General features: G+C 73.2%; 15 protein-coding genes. 10 read left to right on the top strand and 5 right to left on the bottom strand.

Annotation, left to right across the window (positions count from 1 at the left end; translation table 11 throughout):
* Window positions 1-9 precede the first annotated feature (9 nt).
* The 4 genes from rifK to ABZ937_RS07590 are packed head-to-tail and all read left to right on the top strand — an operon-like array spanning window position 10 to window position 3936.
* Window positions 10-1170 (top strand): 3-amino-5-hydroxybenzoate synthase, encoded by a 1161-nt coding sequence (gene rifK / locus ABZ937_RS07605; protein ID WP_361686998.1) that lies wholly within the window; start codon window positions 10-12, stop codon window positions 1168-1170.
* Window positions 1167-2264 (top strand): Gfo/Idh/MocA family oxidoreductase, encoded by a 1098-nt coding sequence (locus ABZ937_RS07600; RefSeq protein WP_361686995.1) that lies wholly within the window; start codon window positions 1167-1169, stop codon window positions 2262-2264. Before rifK ends, ABZ937_RS07600 begins: the two co-directional genes overlap by 4 nt.
* Before the next feature lie 53 nt (window positions 2265-2317).
* Window positions 2318-3013, top strand: coding sequence for an HAD-IA family hydrolase (locus ABZ937_RS07595; protein WP_361686992.1), 696 nt, complete (start codon window positions 2318-2320; stop codon window positions 3011-3013).
* A complete protein-coding gene (locus ABZ937_RS07590) occupies window positions 2989-3936 on the top strand; it encodes an ROK family protein (protein ID WP_361686989.1) in 948 nt (315 codons plus the stop codon). Before ABZ937_RS07595 ends, ABZ937_RS07590 begins: the two co-directional genes overlap by 25 nt.
* A 140-nt stretch (window positions 3937-4076) precedes the next feature.
* Here the strand turns inward: ABZ937_RS07590 and ABZ937_RS07585 are convergent, their stop codons facing one another.
* Complete coding sequence (locus ABZ937_RS07585; protein ID WP_361686986.1) at window positions 4077-5735, bottom strand: bifunctional 3-(3-hydroxy-phenyl)propionate/3-hydroxycinnamic acid hydroxylase; 1659 nt, start codon at window positions 5733-5735, stop codon at window positions 4077-4079.
* 200 nt (window positions 5736-5935) lie between these two features.
* Here ABZ937_RS07585 and ABZ937_RS07580 point away from each other — a divergent pair, with 200 nt between their 5' ends.
* The 5 genes from ABZ937_RS07580 (at window position 5936) to ABZ937_RS07560 (ending at window position 9986) form a co-directional block, all read left to right on the top strand.
* A complete protein-coding gene (locus tag ABZ937_RS07580) occupies window positions 5936-6709 on the top strand; it encodes an alpha/beta fold hydrolase (protein WP_361686983.1) in 774 nt (257 codons plus the stop codon).
* A 34-nt stretch (window positions 6710-6743) separates the two neighbouring features.
* Window positions 6744-8108 (top strand): cation:proton antiporter, encoded by a 1365-nt coding sequence (locus tag ABZ937_RS07575; RefSeq protein ID WP_361686980.1) that lies wholly within the window; start codon window positions 6744-6746, stop codon window positions 8106-8108.
* Window positions 8105-8551, top strand: a complete 447-nt coding sequence (locus ABZ937_RS07570) for a type II 3-dehydroquinate dehydratase (protein WP_361686977.1) — start codon at window positions 8105-8107, stop codon at window positions 8549-8551. Before ABZ937_RS07575 ends, ABZ937_RS07570 begins: the two co-directional genes overlap by 4 nt.
* Window positions 8552-8682: 131 nt before the next feature.
* Entirely contained in the window at window positions 8683-9375 is a 693-nt protein-coding gene (locus ABZ937_RS07565) for an alpha/beta hydrolase (protein WP_361686974.1), read from the top strand.
* Between the two features lie 53 nt (window positions 9376-9428).
* Window positions 9429-9986, top strand: a complete 558-nt coding sequence (locus ABZ937_RS07560; protein ID WP_361686971.1) for an SRPBCC domain-containing protein — start codon at window positions 9429-9431, stop codon at window positions 9984-9986.
* 75 nt (window positions 9987-10061) lie between these two features.
* Here ABZ937_RS07560 and ABZ937_RS07555 read toward each other — a convergent pair whose 3' ends face one another.
* The 4 genes from ABZ937_RS07555 to ABZ937_RS07540 form a co-directional block, all read right to left on the bottom strand.
* Complete coding sequence (locus ABZ937_RS07555; protein WP_361686968.1) at window positions 10062-11777, bottom strand: aldehyde dehydrogenase family protein; 1716 nt, start codon at window positions 11775-11777, stop codon at window positions 10062-10064.
* A complete protein-coding gene (locus ABZ937_RS07550) occupies window positions 11777-13333 on the bottom strand; it encodes a GMC family oxidoreductase N-terminal domain-containing protein (protein WP_361686965.1) in 1557 nt (518 codons plus the stop codon). Before ABZ937_RS07550 ends, ABZ937_RS07555 begins: the two co-directional genes overlap by 1 nt.
* A gap of 305 nt (window positions 13334-13638) precedes the next feature.
* Window positions 13639-15174 carry an AMP-binding protein gene (locus ABZ937_RS07545; protein ID WP_361686962.1) on the bottom strand — a complete coding sequence of 512 codons (1536 nt, stop codon included), beginning with the start codon at window positions 15172-15174 and terminating at the stop codon, window positions 13639-13641.
* Window positions 15175-15388: 214 nt separating this feature from the next.
* Window positions 15389-16159, bottom strand: coding sequence for a maleylpyruvate isomerase N-terminal domain-containing protein (locus ABZ937_RS07540; protein ID WP_361686959.1), 771 nt, complete (start codon window positions 16157-16159; stop codon window positions 15389-15391).
* A gap of 136 nt (window positions 16160-16295) precedes the next feature.
* Between ABZ937_RS07540 and ABZ937_RS07535 the strand changes: the two genes are divergently transcribed.
* Window positions 16296-17192 (top strand): alpha/beta hydrolase, encoded by an 897-nt coding sequence (locus tag ABZ937_RS07535; RefSeq protein ID WP_361687054.1) that lies wholly within the window; start codon window positions 16296-16298, stop codon window positions 17190-17192.
* Window positions 17193-17213: the final 21 nt, after the last annotated feature.

The raw sequence follows: 17213 nt of genomic DNA, 5'->3' as shown, positions 1-17213 counted from the left end.
TGGAGAACCATGAACGCGCGACCGGCACCGGTATTCCCTGAGTGGCCGCAGTACGACGACGCCGAGCGGACCGGACTGATCCGGGCCCTGGAGCAGGGCCAGTGGTGGCGCATGGGCGGAGAGGAAGTCGACTCCTTCGAGCGCGAGTTCGCCGACTTCCACGGCGCCCCGCACGCCCTGGCCGTCACCAACGGCACCCACGCCCTCGAACTCGCCCTGCAGGTCATGGGTGTCGGACCGGGCAGCGAGGTCATCGTGCCGGCCTTCACCTTCATCTCCTCCTCGCAGGCCGCCCAGCGCATCGGCGCGGTCGCCGTCCCCGTCGACGTCGACCCGGACACGTACAACATCGACGCCGCCGCGACGGCCGCGGCCATCACCCCACGCACCCGGGCGATCATGCCCGTGCACATGGCCGGTCTGATGGCCGACATGGACGCCCTCGGCAAGCTCTCCGCCGACACCGGCGTGCCGATCCTCCAGGACGCCGCCCACGCCCAGGGTGCCCGCTGGCAGGGCAAGCGGGTCGGCGAACTCGGCACGGTCGCCGCGTTCTCCTTCCAGAACGGCAAGCTGATGACCGCCGGCGAGGGCGGCGCCGTCGTCTTCCCCGACAGCGACCGGTACGAGGCGGCGTTCCTGCGGCACAGCTGCGGCCGGCCGCGCACCGACCGCCGCTACCTGCACGAGGTCGCCGGCACCAACATGCGGCTCAACGAGTTCTCCGCCGCCGTGCTGCGCGCCCAGCTGCGCCGCCTGCCCGCCCAGACCGAACTGCGCGACAAGCGCTGGGCACTGCTGTCCCGGCTGCTCGGCGCCATCGACGGCGTCGTCCCGCAGGGCGGCGACGTCCGCGCCGACCAGAACACGCACTACATGGCGATGTTCCGCATCCCCGGCATCACCGAGGAGGACCGCAACACCCTGGTCGACCGGCTGGTCGACGCCGGGCTGCCCGCGTTCGCCGCGTTCCGCGCCATCTACCGCACCGACGCCTTCTGGGAGATCGGCGCCCCCGACGAGACCGTGGAGCAGATCGCCGAGCGCTGCCCGAACACCGAGGCCATCAGCGGCGACTGCGTCTGGCTGCACCACCGGACCCTCCTCGCCGGCGAGCGGGACCTGGAGATCACGGCCGAGATCATCGCGGACGCAGTGGCCGCCATATGAGCGTACGGGCCGCCGTGGTGGGGCTCGGCTGGGCGGGGCGGGAGCTGTGGCTGCCCCGGCTGCGCTCCCACCCGGACTTCGACCTGGTCGCCGTCGTCGACCCCGACCCCGCCGCCCGGACGGCCGTCGGGGCGGCGACGGGCACGCCCGCCCACGCGGAACCCGACGCGCTCGACGCCCGGTCCGTCGACCTCGCCGTCGTCGCCGTACCCAACCATCTGCACACCACGGTCGCCGCCGGCCTGCTCGGCCGGGGCGTGAACGTCTTCCTGGAGAAGCCGGTGTGCCTGTCCGGTGCCGAGGCCGACACCCTGGCCGACGCCGAGCGGGACGGCGGCGTGCTGCTGGCCGGCAGCGCCGCCCGGCACCGCGCCGACGTCCTCGAACTGGCCGCGCTGCTACCCGAGTTGGGCCGCGTCCGGCATGTCGACCTGGCCTGGGTACGGGCCCGCGGGGTGCCGCGGGCCGGCGGCTGGTTCACCCGGCGCAGCGAGGCCGGCGGCGGCGCCCTGGTCGACCTCGGCTGGCACCTCGTGGACACCCTGACCGCGCTGCTCGGCCCGTCCCCGGTCCGCGAGGCCGTCGGCGCCACCTCGGACGACTTCCTCAACGCCGGCGAGTGGTCCGCGGCCTGGCGCCGCGAGCAGCCCGCCGCCGCCCTCACCGGGGACGTGGAGGACACCGCCCGCGGGTTCCTGCTCCGTGAGGACGGCATCTCCGTGTCCCTACGAGCCAGTTGGGCCTCGCACGAGGCCCGGGACCTCTCCCTGATCCGGATCGAGGGCAGCGCCGGCACCGCCGAACTGCGCTGCACCTTCGGCTTCAGCCCCAACCGGCAGCCCGAATCCGTCCTGACCCTCACCCGCGAGGGCACCACCCGCCGGCTGCCGGTGCCCGCCGAACCGATCGGCGCGGAGTACGGGCGACAGCTGGACGGAGTGCCCGCCCTCCTCGCCGACCCGGCCGGCCGCGGCCGGGCCGTCGCCGAGGCCCGTACCACCGTACGGCTCATGGAGCGCATCTACGCCTCCGCCCGGGCCGTCGGCCGCGCGGGACCGGGCGAACCCGTCCACCAGCCCACCACCAGCGGATAGACCGACAGACCACCCGCAGCCCACCAGCAGACGGACCAGCAGATGAGGCCCCCATGACAGTCCACTCGACCGACCGGCCCGTCGTCCCGGCCGACCTCCTGACGGCACCCCGGCGGGCGGTCGTCTTCGACCTGGACGGGGTGATCGTCGACAGCTTCCCGGTCATGCGGGAGGCCTTCGCCGTCGCCTACGCGGAGGTCGTCGGCGACGGCCCGGCCCCCTTCGAGGAGTACGTGCGCCACCAGGGGCGGTACTTCCCCGACATCATGCGGATCATGGGGCTGCCGCTGGAGATGGAGGAGCCCTTCGTCCGTGAGAGCTACCGGCTCGCCCACCGCGTGGAGGTCTTCGACGGCGTCCTCGAGCTCCTGCTGACCCTCCGGGTGCGCGGCCTGCGACTGGCCGTGGCCACCGGCAAGGCCGGGGACCGCGCCCGCTCCCTGCTCGACGGACTCGGCCTGCTGCCGTTCTTCGCCCACGTCATCGGCTCCGACGAGGTGCCCCGGCCCAAGCCCGCGCCCGACATCGTGCAGCGCGCGCTGCACCTGCTGGACGTGCCGCCCGAGCAGGCCATCATGATCGGCGACGCGCCCACCGACCTGGCCAGTGCCCGGGGCGCCGGCGTCGCCTCCGCCGCCGCCTTGTGGGTCGGCCCCGACGAGGAGGAACTGCTCGCCGCGAAACCCGACGCGGTGCTGCGCCGGCCCAGCGATCTGCTCGCGCTGTGCCCCGCCGTACCGGGCGACTGAACGTGCGCGCACCCCGGGACCAGCAGCCCGGCGCCGTCATGGCGCCGGGCTGTCTCGGCATCGACATCGGCGGCACCAAGGTCGCCTTCCGCGCGGAGACCGACGACGGCCGGACCGAGGAGTCGTCCTTCACCTGGGGGCCGCACCGGGACGCCGACCGCGACCTGGCCGACCTCGCCGGGCACCTGAAGGAGTTCCCGGGCCGGTCCGGCATACGGGCCGTCGGCGTGGCCATGCCCGCCACCGTCGGCCCCGACGAACGGATCACCGCCTGGCCCAGCCGCCCGGCCTGGACCGGCCTCGCTCTCGGCCCGGCTCTGCGCGCGCTGTTCCCCGGCGCGGCGGTCGCCTGGGCGGACGACGGCGACCTGGGCGCGCTCGCCGAGGCGGACGCGGCCGACTGCGCCCACCTGCTCTACGTCGGCGTCGGCACCGGAGTGGGCGGCGGACTCGTCCTGAACGGCAGGCTGTGCCCCGGCCCCGCCCGGGGCTCCTTCGAGATCGGCCACCTGGTCGTCGACCAGGACGGTCCCGCGTGCGTCTGCGGCCGACGGGGCTGTCTCCAGGCGACCGCGTCCGGCCCGGCCACCCTCGCCCACGCCACCGCACTCCGCGGCGCCCCGGTCACCTTCGACGACCTGCGCACCGGACTGCGCGACCACCTTCCCTGGGCCGTCGCCGCGCTGGACCGCACGGCCCGCGCCCTCGCCACGGCCGTCGCCGGCGTCAGCGAACTCCTGCACCCCGAACGCGCCCTGCTCGGCGGCGGCTTCGCCGCGGGCATCCCCGCCCTCCTGGAAGCCGTCACCACCCACCTGACCACCCTCACCCGCCCGGGCCACCCCACACCGCCCCTGGGCCCGGCCCACCTGGGCGGCCTGTCATCCCTGCGGGGAGCGCTCCTCCTGGCCCGACAACTCTGACAACCCGGCTGCCGCCGGAAGGCTCACCCGCCGGGCCCGCTCTCCCTGATTCCTCCGGCGGCTCGGTCGTTCGCGCCCGCTCCCGCCTGGCGCAGCCGTCGACCCGGGCCGGCCTCCGCCGGGCGACTGCCCCGCCCCGCTCAGCCTGCGCGGCCCGCCGTGGCCGGGGCCGGTGCGGTCAGCTGGGCGCGCAGGTCGTCCACGAGTGCGGTGACCCCGGACGGGTCGGACGCCGTGCCGAAGACGTGGTAGTCGGGGCGGACCAGCAGCGCGGTCGCGCCGTACCGGTCGAGGTATCCGCGCAGCACCCCGTCGGCGTCCACCGCGTCGGCCACGCCGTCCGTGCCGTCGTACGATCCGGCGGCCGGCCCGAGGCGGATCACCTGGGCGCCGAGGTCCCGCAGGAACGACAGCCGGTCCGGGGGCAGGTCCAACTCCGCCCGGGGCGCCAGGAACAGGACGAAACCGGCACCCACCGGATCCCGCAACGGCTCCGCGTCGGACGGGCCGAGCAGGCGGCCGTGCGGCAGGACCTCGCCCACCGGGGGCATCCGGCCGGCGGCGTCGTCCGGGCGGTGCAGCAGGCCGCAGGTGATCGGCCGCGCGGGATCCGGCCGGCCGGGCCCCCGCCCGCGCCGGTTCGCCAGCACCGTCGCGTCGCGCTCCTCGGCCGCCGCCGCGTCCGTCACACAGATCAGCCGCCCCAGCTGCACCGACGCCAGGATCGACTCCCGCACCTGCGCCTTGCGCTCCTCGGTGTAGGTGTCGAGGAGGGACTCCGGGGCACTCCCGCGCAGCACCAGGTCCAGCCGCCACGCCAGATTGACCACGTCCCGCACCCCCGAGCACATGCCCTGCCCCGCGAACGGCGGCATCAGATGGGCCGCGTCCCCGGCCAGCAGCACATGCCCCGCCCGCCAGTCGTCGGCCCAGCGCGCCTGGAAGATGTACGTGGTGCTGCGCAGCAACCGGGCGGTGTCCGGGGTGACGCCGAACGGCGCCAGCAGCCGCCACGCCGTCTCCTCCCGGTTCAGGTCGGCCGCCCGCTCGCCCGGCAGCCGCATGAACTCCCAGCGCCGGTGCCCCGGCCCGCTCCCGACCAGCGTGGTGGGCCGGGCCGGATCGCAGACCTGCACATTGGTCGGCACGAACTCCCGCGGCTCACGCAGCTCCACATCGCACAGCAGCCACTCGTACGAGAACCCGAGATCGGTCACGGACACGCCCATCCGGTCCCGTACGAAGCTGTTGGCGCCGTCGCAGCCCACCACCCAGCGCGCCGAGAACGTCTGCGCCGTCCCCTCCTCGTCCTCCGCGGTCACCGTCACCCCGTCCGGACCGTCGGCGAGGTCCACGACCCGGCGGTCGCGCAGCACCGTGATGTTCGGCAGGTCCGCGGCACGGGCGGCGAGCAGCTCCTCCAGCGCGGGCTGGTGCATGGTGTTGGCGTCGGGCCAGCCGTACGGGCCCTCGGTGGTGAACTCGATGTCCAGCAGCGTTCTTCCGTCCGCCGTGCGCCACTGGTACCCGGTGCCCGGCTCGGTGATCCGGCCCAGCTCCCCGCCGACGCCCGTGCCGGCCAGCAGCCGGGCGGTCTCCCCGTCGAAACTCGTCGCCCGGGGCAGCGTGTACGGCCGCCGGCGGCGTTCGAGGACGGTCACCCGCCAGCCGCGCTGGGCCAGCAGCACGGACAGCACCGAGCCGACCGGCCCGTACCCGACGACGAGCACATCCGTCTCCGGCCCCGCCTGCGGCGAACCGCCGGACACCGCCGCGCCGTTCGGTGACACATCGGACATGGAAACCCCCTCGGTGCTGCCCGGCTGACGGGCCCTGCTCGGGTGACTGGTGGTGAGCGTACGGGCCCGGCGACCGCGTCCGGCGGGAATCCGCCGCGGGCTATCAGGTTGAGGGATACCGGCCCCCGACCGGGGCGACCTACGCTGCCCAAGTCCCCGCATCAGACGCTGATTTCCGACGTGAAAGCGAGCCATCCGGCATGCCTGGAGCAACGGCACAGTTCGAGAAGTGGGTCAGCGTCTTCCGCCCCTCGCCGGACAGCGCGGTACGCCTCGTCTGCCTGCCGCACGCCGGCGGCTCGGCGAGCTTCTTCTTCCCGGTCGCCACGGCCCTCACGCCGACCGTGGAGGTCCTGGCCGTCCAGTACCCGGGCCGGCAGACACGCCGGCACGAACCCGGCATCGACAACATCCCCGACTACGCCGACCAGATCTTCGCGGCGCTGCGCCACCTGGACGACCGCCCCCTCGCCCTGTTCGGGCACAGCATGGGCGCCGTCCTCGCCTACGAGGTGGCCCTGCGCATGCGGCAGGCCGGACTGCCCTCCCCGGTACGGCTGTTCGCCTCCGGCCGGCGCGCCCCCTCCCAGTACCGCGACGAACGCGTCCACGCGGCGACCGACGAGGAGGTCCTGGCCGAACTGCGCACCCTCAGCGGCCCCAACCAGGCCGTGCTGGCCGACCCCGAGGTGCTGGCGATGTTCCTGCCGGCGATCCGCAGCGACTACACCGCCATCGAGAGCTACCGGCACGACCCCGGCAAGCTGCTCGACTGCCCGGTGACCGTGCTCACCGGTGACGCCGACCCCCGGACCTCGCTGGACGAGGCGCGCGCCTGGGAGGAGCACACCACCGGGCCGACCGACGTACAGGTCTTCCCGGGCGGCCACTTCTTCCACGTCGAACGGAGCGCCGAGGTCGTCGCCCTCCTCGCCCGCAGCCTGAGCGGTCAGGGCGCCGACAGCACCCGCTGACCCCCATCGAACCGCTCCGACGAGGGAAGAGCCCGTGACGCTCGCCAACCCGGTGCCGACCATGGCGCCCCACTCACTCCTGGTCTTCCTCCTCCAGATCGCGTTCCTGCTGCTGTTCGCACTCGTCCTGGGCCGGCTCGCCGAGCGCTTCCGCATGCCCGCGGTCGTCGGCGAGCTGTGCGCGGGCATGCTGCTCGGCCCGTCCGTGCTCCAGCACGTGCTGCCCGCCTTCTCCCACTGGCTGCTGCCCCGGCAGCCGGAGCAGATGCACCTGCTCGACGCGGCCGGGCAGCTCGGCGTACTGCTCCTCGTCGGAGTCACCGGCGCCGAGCTGAACTTCGGCCTCGTCCGCAAGCGCGGCGTCACCGCGGCCCGGGTCAGCATCGCCGGACTCGTGCTGCCGCTCGGCCTCGGCATCGCCACCGGCTTCGCGCTGAGCGGCGTCCTCATGCCCGACGGCGTCGACTCCAAGGTCTTCGCGTTCTTCCTCGGCGTCGCGATGTGCGTCACCGCCATTCCGGTGATCGCCAAGACGCTCCTCGACATGAAGCTGCTGCACCGGGACATCGGCCAGTTGATCCTGTCCGCCGGTGTCGTGGACGACATCGTCGGCTGGTTCCTGCTGTCCGTGGTCTCCGCGATGGCCACCGCCGGACTCACCGCGGGCGTCGTCGCGACCTCCGTGCTCTACCCGGTCGGCGTCGTGCTGTTCGCCCTGCTCATCGGCCGCCCGCTGGTGGGCGCCGCGCTGCGCTGGGCGGGGCGCGGCGAGGGCTCCGCGCCCACGATCACGACGGTCGTGGTCCTCGTCATGTTCAGCGCCGCCGCCACCCAGGCCATGAAGCTGGAGGCGATCTTCGGCGCCTTCGTCTGCGGTGTGCTGGTCGGCACCAGCAAGGACCTGAACCGGGAGAAGCTGGAACCGCTGAAGACCAGCGTCCTGTCCTTCCTGGCCCCGCTGTTCTTCGCCACCGCCGGGCTCCGCATGGACCTCACCGGCCTGCGCCGGCCGGCCGTCCTCGGCGCGGCCTTCGCCGTGCTCGCCGTCGCCGTCATCGGCAAGTTCTCCGGCGCCTTCCTCGGCGCCCGGTTCAGCCGCCTCAACCGCTGGGAGGCGCTCGCCCTCGGGGCCGGCATGAACTGCCGTGGCGTGGTCGAGGTCGTCGTGGCGATGACCGGCCTGCGGCTCGGCGTCCTGGACACCGACGCCTACACCATCATCGTCCTGGTCGCGATCGTGACCTCGCTGATGACGCCGCCCGTCCTGCGGTACGCCATGACCCGCGCCGAGGAAGCCGCCGACGCCGAACTCGCCCTGAACGACCACGACTCCGGCCCGGCCGGCACCCGGCACCACTCCGGACGGCCCGACGCGTCCAACAGTGAGGTGAACCCATGAGCACCCTGCTCCTGCTGAACGGCCCCAACCTGGGCATCCTGGGCCGGCGCGAGCCCGAGATCTACGGCACCGACACCCTCGCCGACATCGAGAAAGCCGTCGCCGCGGAGGTGAGCGGCGCGGGCTGGGAGGTGCTCTCCCTCCAGCACGACTCGGAGGGCGACCTGGTCCGCGACATCCACCGGCACCACTTCGACACCGTCGGCGCGATCGTCAACCCGGGCGCGCTGATGATCGCCGGCTGGAGCCTGCGCGACGCCCTGGCCGCCTATCCGCAGCCCTGGATCGAGGTGCACCTCAGCAATGTGTGGGCACGCGAGCAGTTCCGGCACGAGTCCGTGATCGCCCCGCTGGCGTCCGGCATCGTGGTCGGCCTGGGCCCCCTGGGCTACCGACTGGCGGCGAAGGCGCTGCTGGAGCTGGTCGCACCGGCCAACAGCTGAGGGCCGTCAGGTGTTGGCCAACACCTGATGACCAACACCTGATGACCAACACCTGATGGCCAACACGTGTCGGCCAACGCCCGATGGCAACCGCATGACCGCCACCACGTGTCGAAAGGACACCCCCGATCATGAAGCTCGCACTGCACGAGGTCGGCGACGGCGACCGGACGGTGCTGCTCGTCCACGGCGTGATGTCGTCGGCGACCACCTGGCGCCGGGTCGCGCCGCTCATCGCCGAGCGCGGCTACCGCGTGATCATGCCGGACCTGCGCGGCCACGGCGACAGCCCGCACGCCGACGAGTACACCCCCGAGCTGCTCGCGGCCGACCTCGTGGAGTCGGTCCCGGCCGGCGTCGACCTCGCCCTCGCCCACTCCTTCGGCGCACCCGTGCTCGCCCTCGCGGTGCCCGGCCTGCGCCCGGCCAAGGTCGTCTACAGCGACCCGGCGTGGAAGCTCGGCGCCAAATCGGTGGACGAGGTACGGGAGTTCGCCGAGGCCACCAAGTCGGCCACCGCCGAGAGCATCCGGCAGCTGTGCCCCCGCTGGCTGCCCGAGGACATCGAGGCGGAGCTGGCCGGGTACGCCCGCTGGGACGTCCGGGCCATCGAGTGGCTGCAGAGCGACCGGGACCTGATCCCCGCGCGGGCCGAGGTCCCCTCGCTGGTCCAGGGCGCCGGCGATCACCACCTGGTCCCCGACGAGCTGGCCGAGCGGCTGCGGGGACGAGGCTTCGAGGTGGTGTACGTCCCGGACACCGGTCACTGCGTCCACCGCGACGATCTCGACGGCTTCCTCAAGTCGCTGGACGGCTGGCTCTGACCGAGGGGCGGCGGCGCCCCGGGCGGGCGCCGCGCCCGTGTTAGGTTGATCCAATGGACGCAGGTCACCTCGCGCAGGTGGAGTCGGGGAGTTCCCCGGCCGCTGATCCCACACCCCCCGCTCGGCACGGCTCGTTCTCTGTAGAGGTGGACTTCTCGGTGCCGCGGGCCGAGGTCTTCCGCGGCTTCGCCGACCCGTCCCTGCGGTGCCGCTGGTTCCGCCTCCCCGGCGGTTCCTCCACGGCCGAGCGCGAGCTGGACTTCCGGGTCGGCGGCGGCGAGACCATCCGGAACGTCTTCGTCTCCGGCGACACCGAGGAGCAACTCGCCCACCACTCCCGGTTCCTGGACATCGTGCCGGACACCCGGATCGTCTACGTCTACGAGGCCGTGGTCGACGGCAGCCGCCGCTGGATCTCCCTCGTCACCGTCGAACTGACCGACGAGGCCGCCGGCTCCCGCCTGACCTGGACCGAGCAGTTCACCTGGCTCGTGCCCACCGGGGACGGCAGCCACGACGTCGCCCACCTCCGCGGCGGCACCCGCCTCCTGCTCAACGGCCTGTCCACGGTCGTGAACCCCGACCGCCACCGCGGCCTGCCCCGGCCGTAGCCACTGCCCACCGCGGCCTGCCCCGGCGGTGGTTCGCTGCCCGCCGGGGCCGCCGAGCGCGTCCCCGCGCCCGGGTCAGCCGCGCAGTGCCGAGGCGAACAGCGCCGGTAGCGCGGACCAGCGGGGCGCCGCGGCGAAGCCGGCGAGGAGCCGGCCCGTGGTGGCCGCGGTGCGGTTGGTGACGAACCACGGGGGCTTGGGGGACATGACCAGCTGCCCGTGCAGGAGCGCCCGCGGCGCGGGACGGAACGGCCCCCGTACGACGGTGCGTTCCGGCCCGTCCAGGAGCAGCGCGTTGTGCACGACGCCGATGCCGCTCTGCACGTCGTCCAGGGTGTGACCGGGGAAGGCACCCCAGCTGGCGGTCGCCGTCAGATAGCCGACGCCGGTCCAGGCGTTCAACGCCACCGTGCCGTACCGGAGTCGGGCGACGGCCTGGTCCAGCGCGGGGCCGAGGGCGGCGATGGTGCGCGGGTGGGCGACGAGGTTCACGCCGAGCGTGCCGGTGAAGCTCTCGTTCGCGGTGCGGACCGCGTCGTCGAGGAACAGCCGGGCGTCACCGGGGAGTTCGAGGACGCCGAGGACCGGCGCGAAGTACTCGGTGGTCAGTGCCGGGCCGGGCGCCAGGGGATCGAGGTTCCTGATCAGCACCCGGCCCTCGCCGACGCGTTCCGCGTCCGGGTAGGCCCGGAGAGCGTGCGCCACCCGGTCGTCGCTGCCCGGGTAGTAGGCGGGACGGGCGGGGGCGGCGGACAGCGACCTGCGCAGATGGGCGAGGAAGCGTTCCTTCTGCGGCCAGTCGGAGGCGATGACGACCACCTGGCTCGCCACGCAGTTGTAGCCGCCGTTGTGCAGCCGCTGCGTGGCGATGTGGTCGGCCTGGTAGCGCAGGTCCGCCTCGGACCAGTCGCCCGGCAGCACGATCGTCGGGGACACACCGCCCAGTTCGCTGGTGACCGGCTTGTCCAGCAGCGGCGTACCGGCCTGCTTGCGGGCGGCGCCCTCCGGGCCCGTACCGAAGACGATCGCGTCGTGGGTGGCCGCGCTGCCGGTCATGTGGACATGGCGGACCTTCGGGTGGTGCACGAGGTACGCGCCGACGTCGGCGCCGCCGGTCAGGATCCGGACCGCGCCGACGTCGACCAGCGGGGCGAGCACGCGGCTGAAGACGTCGAGGAGGCCGTCGGTGACCGGGTTGAGTTTCAGGGCCACCACCCGGTTGTGCGCGTACAGCTCGTACAGCACGTCCAGGATCGGGATCGAGGTGATGTTCCCCGCGCCGAGCACGACGCCCACGCCCTGGGTGTCGGCCGGGCGTCGCAGGGCCAGGCCGGCGCGGTCGCGCACCGTCTCCCGGCTGACCCCGGGCGGCATCCACACCTCGGCGCTGAAGCCGTTCAGCAGCAACTGGTCCCAGATGCCGTGCGGCAGGACACGGACCGCGACGCGCCCGCCGGGCGCCCCGCGGACGGAGAACCCGTCGACCGGGCTGCGGCCCTCCTCCAGCGCCCTGACGGTCTCGGCGAGCGCGCCCGCCGAGGTCAGCACCGGATACGGGCCGCTGATCCACTCCTCGCCGATCAGCGGGCTGCCGTCCGGCAGCCGCTTGTACGCGACGGCCGCGCGCACCCACGCCTCCGCCTGCTCGGTGACGGCCGCGGCCACCTGCTCCAGCAGCGCACGCCGCTTCGCCAGACCGCACGCGGCCCACGTCTCCTCGCCGCGGGCCAGGTCGTCGACGGCCCGGTCGATCGCCCACATCCGGTCGGTGTCCGGCTGGGAGGTTGTCATCACACGGCTCCCTTGATGAGGTCGGCCGCCTTCTCCGCGGCCATGATCGTGGGCGCGTTGGTGTTCCCGCGTGTCACCGTCGGGAACACCGAGGCGTCGACGACCCGCAGACCCGTCACGTCGAACACACGCAGCTCGGGGTCGACCACCGCGCCGATGGCGCAGGTCGACGTCGGGTGGTAGAGCGTCTGCCCCGTCCGCCGCGCCCAGGCGAGGAGGTCCGCGTCGGAGTCCGAGGCCGGCGCGTCGCCGTACGGGCCCTTGGAGATGTCGGCCACCGCCTGCTGTGCCGCGATCTCCAGGGCGATCCGGATCCCGGAGACGATGCAGTCCCGGTCCTCGGCCGTCGTCAGGTAGTTGTGGACGATGCGGGGGGCGACGTCCGGGCGTGCGGAGCGCAGGGTGACCGCGCCGCGGCTGGTCGGGGCGAGCACGCAGGGGCCGAAGGCGAAGCCGTGCTCGGTGGGCGCGCCGAGCCCCTCCTGGTGGAAGAGCACGGGCGCGGCGTGGAACTGCAGGTCCGGGGCGTCCAGGTCGGCCCGGCTGCGGAAGAAGCCGCCGGCCTCGCCGATGTTCGAGGTCAGCGGGCCACGCCCGGCGCTCTGCAGGAGCTCGGCGTTCTCCGGGCTCGCCGCGCTGAGCAGCGACTCGACATCGGTACGGAAGTTCAGCAGCGTCATGTAGTGGTCCTGCAGGCCCTGGCCGACCGGCAGATCGCGTACGACGTCGATGCCGAAGGGGGTCAGGGCGGCGGCGGGCCCGATCCCGGACAGCATGAGCAGCTTCGGGGACTCGTAGGTGCCCGCGGACAGGATCACCTCGCGCTCGGCGCGGACCACCTCGACGGTGCCGCCCCGCTCCACCTCCACACCCGTCGCCCGGCCGCCCTCGATCACCACGCGCTGTGCCCGGGCGGCGGGCAGCACGGTGAGGTTCGGCCGCTCCAGGGCCGGGTGCAGATAGGCGACGGCCGCGCTGCAGCGCATGCCGCCGCGCTGCGTCACCTGGTAGCGCCCGACACCGAACTGCGTCTCGCCGTTGAAGTCGTCGTTCGCCTTGTGCCCGGCCTGCTCGGCGGCCTGCACGAAGGCCGACGTGAGCGGGTGCCCGGACCTGCCGTCGCTGACCGTCAACGGCCCGTCCACGCCGTGGAACTCGTCCTCGCCGCGCTCGTTGTCCTCGGAGCGCCGGAAGTACGGCAGGACGTCCGCGTACGACCAGCCGGTGGCCCCGGCCGCGGCCCAGCCGTCGTAGTCGGCGCGGCTGCCCCGCATGTAGATCATCGCGTTCATCGAGCTGGACCCGCCGAAGGTGCGGCCCCGGGGCAGATAGGTCCGCCGGCCGCCGAGCCCCGGCTCCGGGTCGGAGTCCAGGTCCCAGTCGAGGTCGCTCTTGAACAACTGGGGGAAGGCGGCCGGGACGTGGATCTCCTGCGCGGTGTCGGGGCCGCCCGCCTCGATCAGCGCCACCCGGACCTCGGGGTCCTCCGACAGCCGTGACGCCAGCACTGAGCCCGCGGATCCGGCGCCGACGATGACGTAGTCGTAGATGCTCATGTGATCCCCGCTCCATGTCCGGCTTGTCGAGAACGGGTTCGACAATGCCGTAGCCATGGGTGTCCATGTAGTCGAGAATCCGGCAGAAACGCTCGCACGCAAGGTCCACTTTGAGTGTTCATGAGAGATTGGTGCGGCCGGGCGCGCATGCGAGATTGGGCACACCGACGATCTCCGCCCTGGCGACATTGACCGGATTCTTACCTACCGCGGCGAAGGCGTAGAAGGGCTCGATCTCACCCTTGACTCTTGCTGACGTGGTGAGCCGTCCGGGAGGTGAACCGTCCCGGACGGCGGACGGACGGCTAGCGTAGCGGAGCGCCCCACCGCACCTGCCGGCGCAGCTGGTTCTTCAGCAGCTTGCCGCCGGCATTGCGCGGCAGCGCCTCGGTGACGACCGTGGCGTACTGCGGGACCTTGAAGTCGGCGAGCAGGTCCCGGCAGTGCGCGATCACGGCATCGACGTCGATCGGCTCCCCGTCCGCGACGAGGACGGCGCCCACCTTCTCGCCCATCACGTCGTCGGGCACGGCGAGCACCGCCGCGTCGGCCACTCCCGGAGCGGAGAGCAGGGCAGCCTCCACCTCCACGCTGGACACGTTCTCTCCGCCGCGGATGATGATGTCCTTGCTGCGGTCGATGATGTGCACGCGTCCGGCGTCGTCGACCCGGACGATGTCACCGGTGTGAAGCCACCCGTCCACGACCGTCTCCGCGGTGGCCTCCGGCCTGTCCCAGTACCCCGTCGTCACGTTGGCGCCGCGGACCACCAGCTCACCGACGTTGGGGTCGGCGCCGATCGGTACGACGCCGAGGTCCACCGAGGGCGCCGCGTACCCGACGGAGTCCGCGTGCTCCTCCGTGTCCTGGTCCGGCAGGGCCGTGATCAGCGCGGCCGTCTCGGTCATGCCGTAGCCGTTCACCAGCGAAGCGCCCGGGAACGCCTTCCGCAACGACCGTACGAGGGAGGGCGCGATCGGCGCACCGCCGTACGCGACCGTCCGCACCCCGGACACGTCCGCGTCGGCGAAGGCCGGGTGCCGCAGCAGCAAGGAGTACACCGCGGGCACGGTCACCATGAAGGAGATCCGCTCCGTCGCCAACGCCCGTGCCAGCTCCGGCAGTCCGAGCGTCGGCATGATCACGGCAGCTCCGCCGACGTACGCGGCGACCAGCAACTGCGAGTTGCAGCCCGTGACATGGAACAACGGCACGGAGATCAGCGTCCGCAGGGCCGGCCCCGCATCACGCGGCAGGCCGAAACACCGGATCATGTTCTCGGCGTTGGTGACGAACGCCTCGTGCGTCGTCGGCACACCCTTGGGGCGCCCGGTCGTGCCGGAGGTGTAGAAGAACGCGGCCACATCGGTGGCGACCAGGTCCCGCGTCACGTACGGATCGCCGTCGGGCAGGGGAGTGCCGGCCGACAGATCGACCGTCACGCCGGCGTCGCCGAGGACGAACTCCACTTCCGGCGGCGCCGACCGGGTGTTGACCGCCACGGCGACACCGCCGGCCATCACGGTGCCCCAGAAGGCGAGCACCCAGCTCGTCCCCGCCGGATACCGCACGGCCACCCGGTCCCCGCGCCGCACACCGCCGGCCCGCAGCCCGCCGGCCACGCGTGCCGCGCGCTCCCACAGCTGCGCGTACGTCAGCCGGTCGCCGCCGAGTTCGACCACCGCCTCGGCGTCGGGCCGGGCGTCGACCTGCGCCCGCAGCAGGTCGAGCAGCGTCGCAGGCACATCCGCGTAGCGCGGGACGCCGTCGCCGTCCCTGGTCACCGCCTCCTGCTGGAAGGGGTTGCGCACGCGCGTGACTTCGATGACGGGACGGTGCATTCGGTGGCCTCCGAACAGTGGCGTGGGTTGCCGGCAGACGCCGGATGGTTCGTTCCTGGTGGCGGCTCGGTCGAGTATGACCGCGCGACCGATGGGACGCTGCCCGCCCAGCCCACCGAAGAATCGCCCCGCACGGACTCGACCGGAGGGCGGACTTGACGAGCGCGGCGTTCCGCCGCGCTTCGGAGCGCCCCGTTCCGGGAGGGAGCAGCCCTCAGTAGCCGCTGAGGAGGGCCCGTACCCGGCGGATGGCCTCGGGACCGGCGGAGCTGTGCCAGCGGTTCGGGTTGGCGGGGCGGCGTCCCCACAGGAGCAGGACGCGTACGGCCGCGTCGCTCTCGATGGTGGCGGGTCCCTCCGGCGCGGCGAGGCGGATGCTGGTGCCGTCGGCATCGGCGGTCACCAGGACGTCGTCCGTGCCCGGCGTACGCAGGCGTCCTTCGACCCGCCCCTCGGGACCCAGATCCAGCCCGGCGCGTCCCTTGGCCAGCAGGGGCAGGCCCACCTGCACCACGCTGTGCCGCGTCATCCACGGCTCGTTGAGCGCCTGCACCGCCGTGCGGTCGTCGCCGGTCAGGTCCCAGCGGTGCAGGATCAGCTCCTCACGCATGTGCTCCGCGAAGAAGGGAACCGTCACCGTCCGGCCGGTCCACCTCACCTCCGTGTCCGGGGACAGGTCCCGCGCGGCGGCCGCGGAGACCTCGGTGAGGTGTTCACACCGGTTCAGGAACGCCGACCAGAGTTCGGCGTCGGACATCCGCCGATAGGGCGCCTCCCGCTCGAAGCCCCTGGTCTCCACCGGCGATCCGGACATGAACGCCTGGAGGACCCGGGCCAGTTCCTCGGCGTTGCCCGTCTGGTGGATCAGGACGTCGCGTACCGTCCATGCTTCGCACCAGGTGCCGTCGTCGGGTCGACGGCCCTGCACGGCGTGGACGAAGGGAGCCAGTTCAGGGAGGGTCTCCTCGACCCGGGAGGGAAGCATGCGCCATGAGTAACCTGGGCACAGATCGCGCAAACCAGCACGCACCCGACAGACTGGACATACAGCGACATTCGTCGCACGCTGGCCCGCGAGCGGGTGTTTCGGGCGCCGGACGAGGGCTACCCGGCCGCTCATGATGGGGCATGTGGACACGGCGGTCCTGCGGATCGCCTACGACGACAGCGGCCCGGCGGACGGCCGGCCCCTGGTGGCGGTGCACGGCTGGCCGGACGACATCCACTGCTGGGAGGCCGTTCTGCCGCACCTGCACCGGGCCGGTTACCGGGTGTACCGTCCCTACCTCCGCGGCTTCGGGGAGACCCGATTCCGTGATCCGGCCCGCCCGCGCAGCGGGCAGATCGGCGCGCTCGGCCGGGATCTGGCCGATTTCCTCGAGGGCCTGGACCTCGGCGACGTGGTGGTGGCGGGCCACGACTGGGGCGCTCGTGCCGGGTACGTGGCCGGGGCGCTGTTCCCGGACCGGATCCGTGCGCTTGCCGCCCTGTCCGCGGGCTATGCGACCAACCGCCCCGACAGCGCGGTTCCCTATCCGCTGGCGCACGCGTACTGGTACGAGTGGTACACGGCGACGTCCCGCGGCCGGGCGGCGCTGGAGGGGGACCGGCGCGCTCTGTGCCGGTACCTGTGGCGCTCCTGGTCACCGGGGTGGGATTTCACCGAGGCCGCGTTCGACCAGGCGGCCGCGGCGTGGGACAACCCCGACTGGGCCGAGATCAGTGTCCACGCCTACCTGCACCGCTGGGGTGAGGCGGACGGCGACCCGGCCTACCAGGACATCGAAGACCGCCTGGCCGAGCCGCCGCCGGTGCGCGTCCCGAGTGTCGTGCTGCACGGCCAGCGTGACGGGGACAACCTCGTCGGGACGACCGAGGGCAAGGACGAGCTGTTCGCCGGCCCGTACGAGCGGGTCCTGCTGCCCGGCGTCGGTCACTTCCCGCCCCGGGAGGCGCCGGCGGCCACGGCGCAGGCGATCGTCCGCCTGGCCGAGGGAACGACTCCTGTCCGCCGGTGACCAGCGGGTGCCGCCGACGCC

Origin of the sequence: Streptomyces sp. NPDC046727 (genome assembly GCF_040645635.1) — a bacterium.
GTDB lineage: Bacteria > Actinomycetota > Actinomycetes > Streptomycetales > Streptomycetaceae > Streptomyces.
The sequence above is the reverse complement of the archived record's forward strand: the minus strand, read 5'-3'. Positions and strand labels throughout refer to the sequence as shown.

What these genes read in the sequence shown, in the direction of transcription:
- rifK (WP_361686998.1), top strand. Translation starts at nt 10, where the DNA reads ATGAACGCGCGACCGGCACCGGTATTCCCTGAGTGGCCGCAGTACGAC.
- ABZ937_RS07600 (WP_361686995.1), top strand. Translation starts at nt 1,167, where the DNA reads ATGAGCGTACGGGCCGCCGTGGTGGGGCTCGGCTGGGCGGGGCGGGAG.
- ABZ937_RS07595 (WP_361686992.1), top strand. Translation starts at nt 2,318, where the DNA reads ATGACAGTCCACTCGACCGACCGGCCCGTCGTCCCGGCCGACCTCCTG.
- ABZ937_RS07585 (WP_361686986.1), bottom strand. Translation starts at nt 5,735, where the DNA reads ATGTCCGATGTGTCACCGAACGGCGCGGCGGTGTCCGGCGGTTCGCCG.
- ABZ937_RS07580 (WP_361686983.1), top strand. Translation starts at nt 5,936, where the DNA reads ATGCCTGGAGCAACGGCACAGTTCGAGAAGTGGGTCAGCGTCTTCCGC.
- ABZ937_RS07570 (WP_361686977.1), top strand. Translation starts at nt 8,105, where the DNA reads ATGAGCACCCTGCTCCTGCTGAACGGCCCCAACCTGGGCATCCTGGGC.
- ABZ937_RS07565 (WP_361686974.1), top strand. Translation starts at nt 8,683, where the DNA reads ATGAAGCTCGCACTGCACGAGGTCGGCGACGGCGACCGGACGGTGCTG.
- ABZ937_RS07560 (WP_361686971.1), top strand. Translation starts at nt 9,429, where the DNA reads ATGGACGCAGGTCACCTCGCGCAGGTGGAGTCGGGGAGTTCCCCGGCC.
- ABZ937_RS07555 (WP_361686968.1), bottom strand. Translation starts at nt 11,777, where the DNA reads ATGACAACCTCCCAGCCGGACACCGACCGGATGTGGGCGATCGACCGG.
- ABZ937_RS07550 (WP_361686965.1), bottom strand. Translation starts at nt 13,333, where the DNA reads ATGAGCATCTACGACTACGTCATCGTCGGCGCCGGATCCGCGGGCTCA.
- ABZ937_RS07545 (WP_361686962.1), bottom strand. Translation starts at nt 15,174, where the DNA reads ATGCACCGTCCCGTCATCGAAGTCACGCGCGTGCGCAACCCCTTCCAG.
- ABZ937_RS07540 (WP_361686959.1), bottom strand. Translation starts at nt 16,159, where the DNA reads ATGCTTCCCTCCCGGGTCGAGGAGACCCTCCCTGAACTGGCTCCCTTC.
- ABZ937_RS07535 (WP_361687054.1), top strand. Translation starts at nt 16,296, where the DNA reads ATGGGGCATGTGGACACGGCGGTCCTGCGGATCGCCTACGACGACAGC.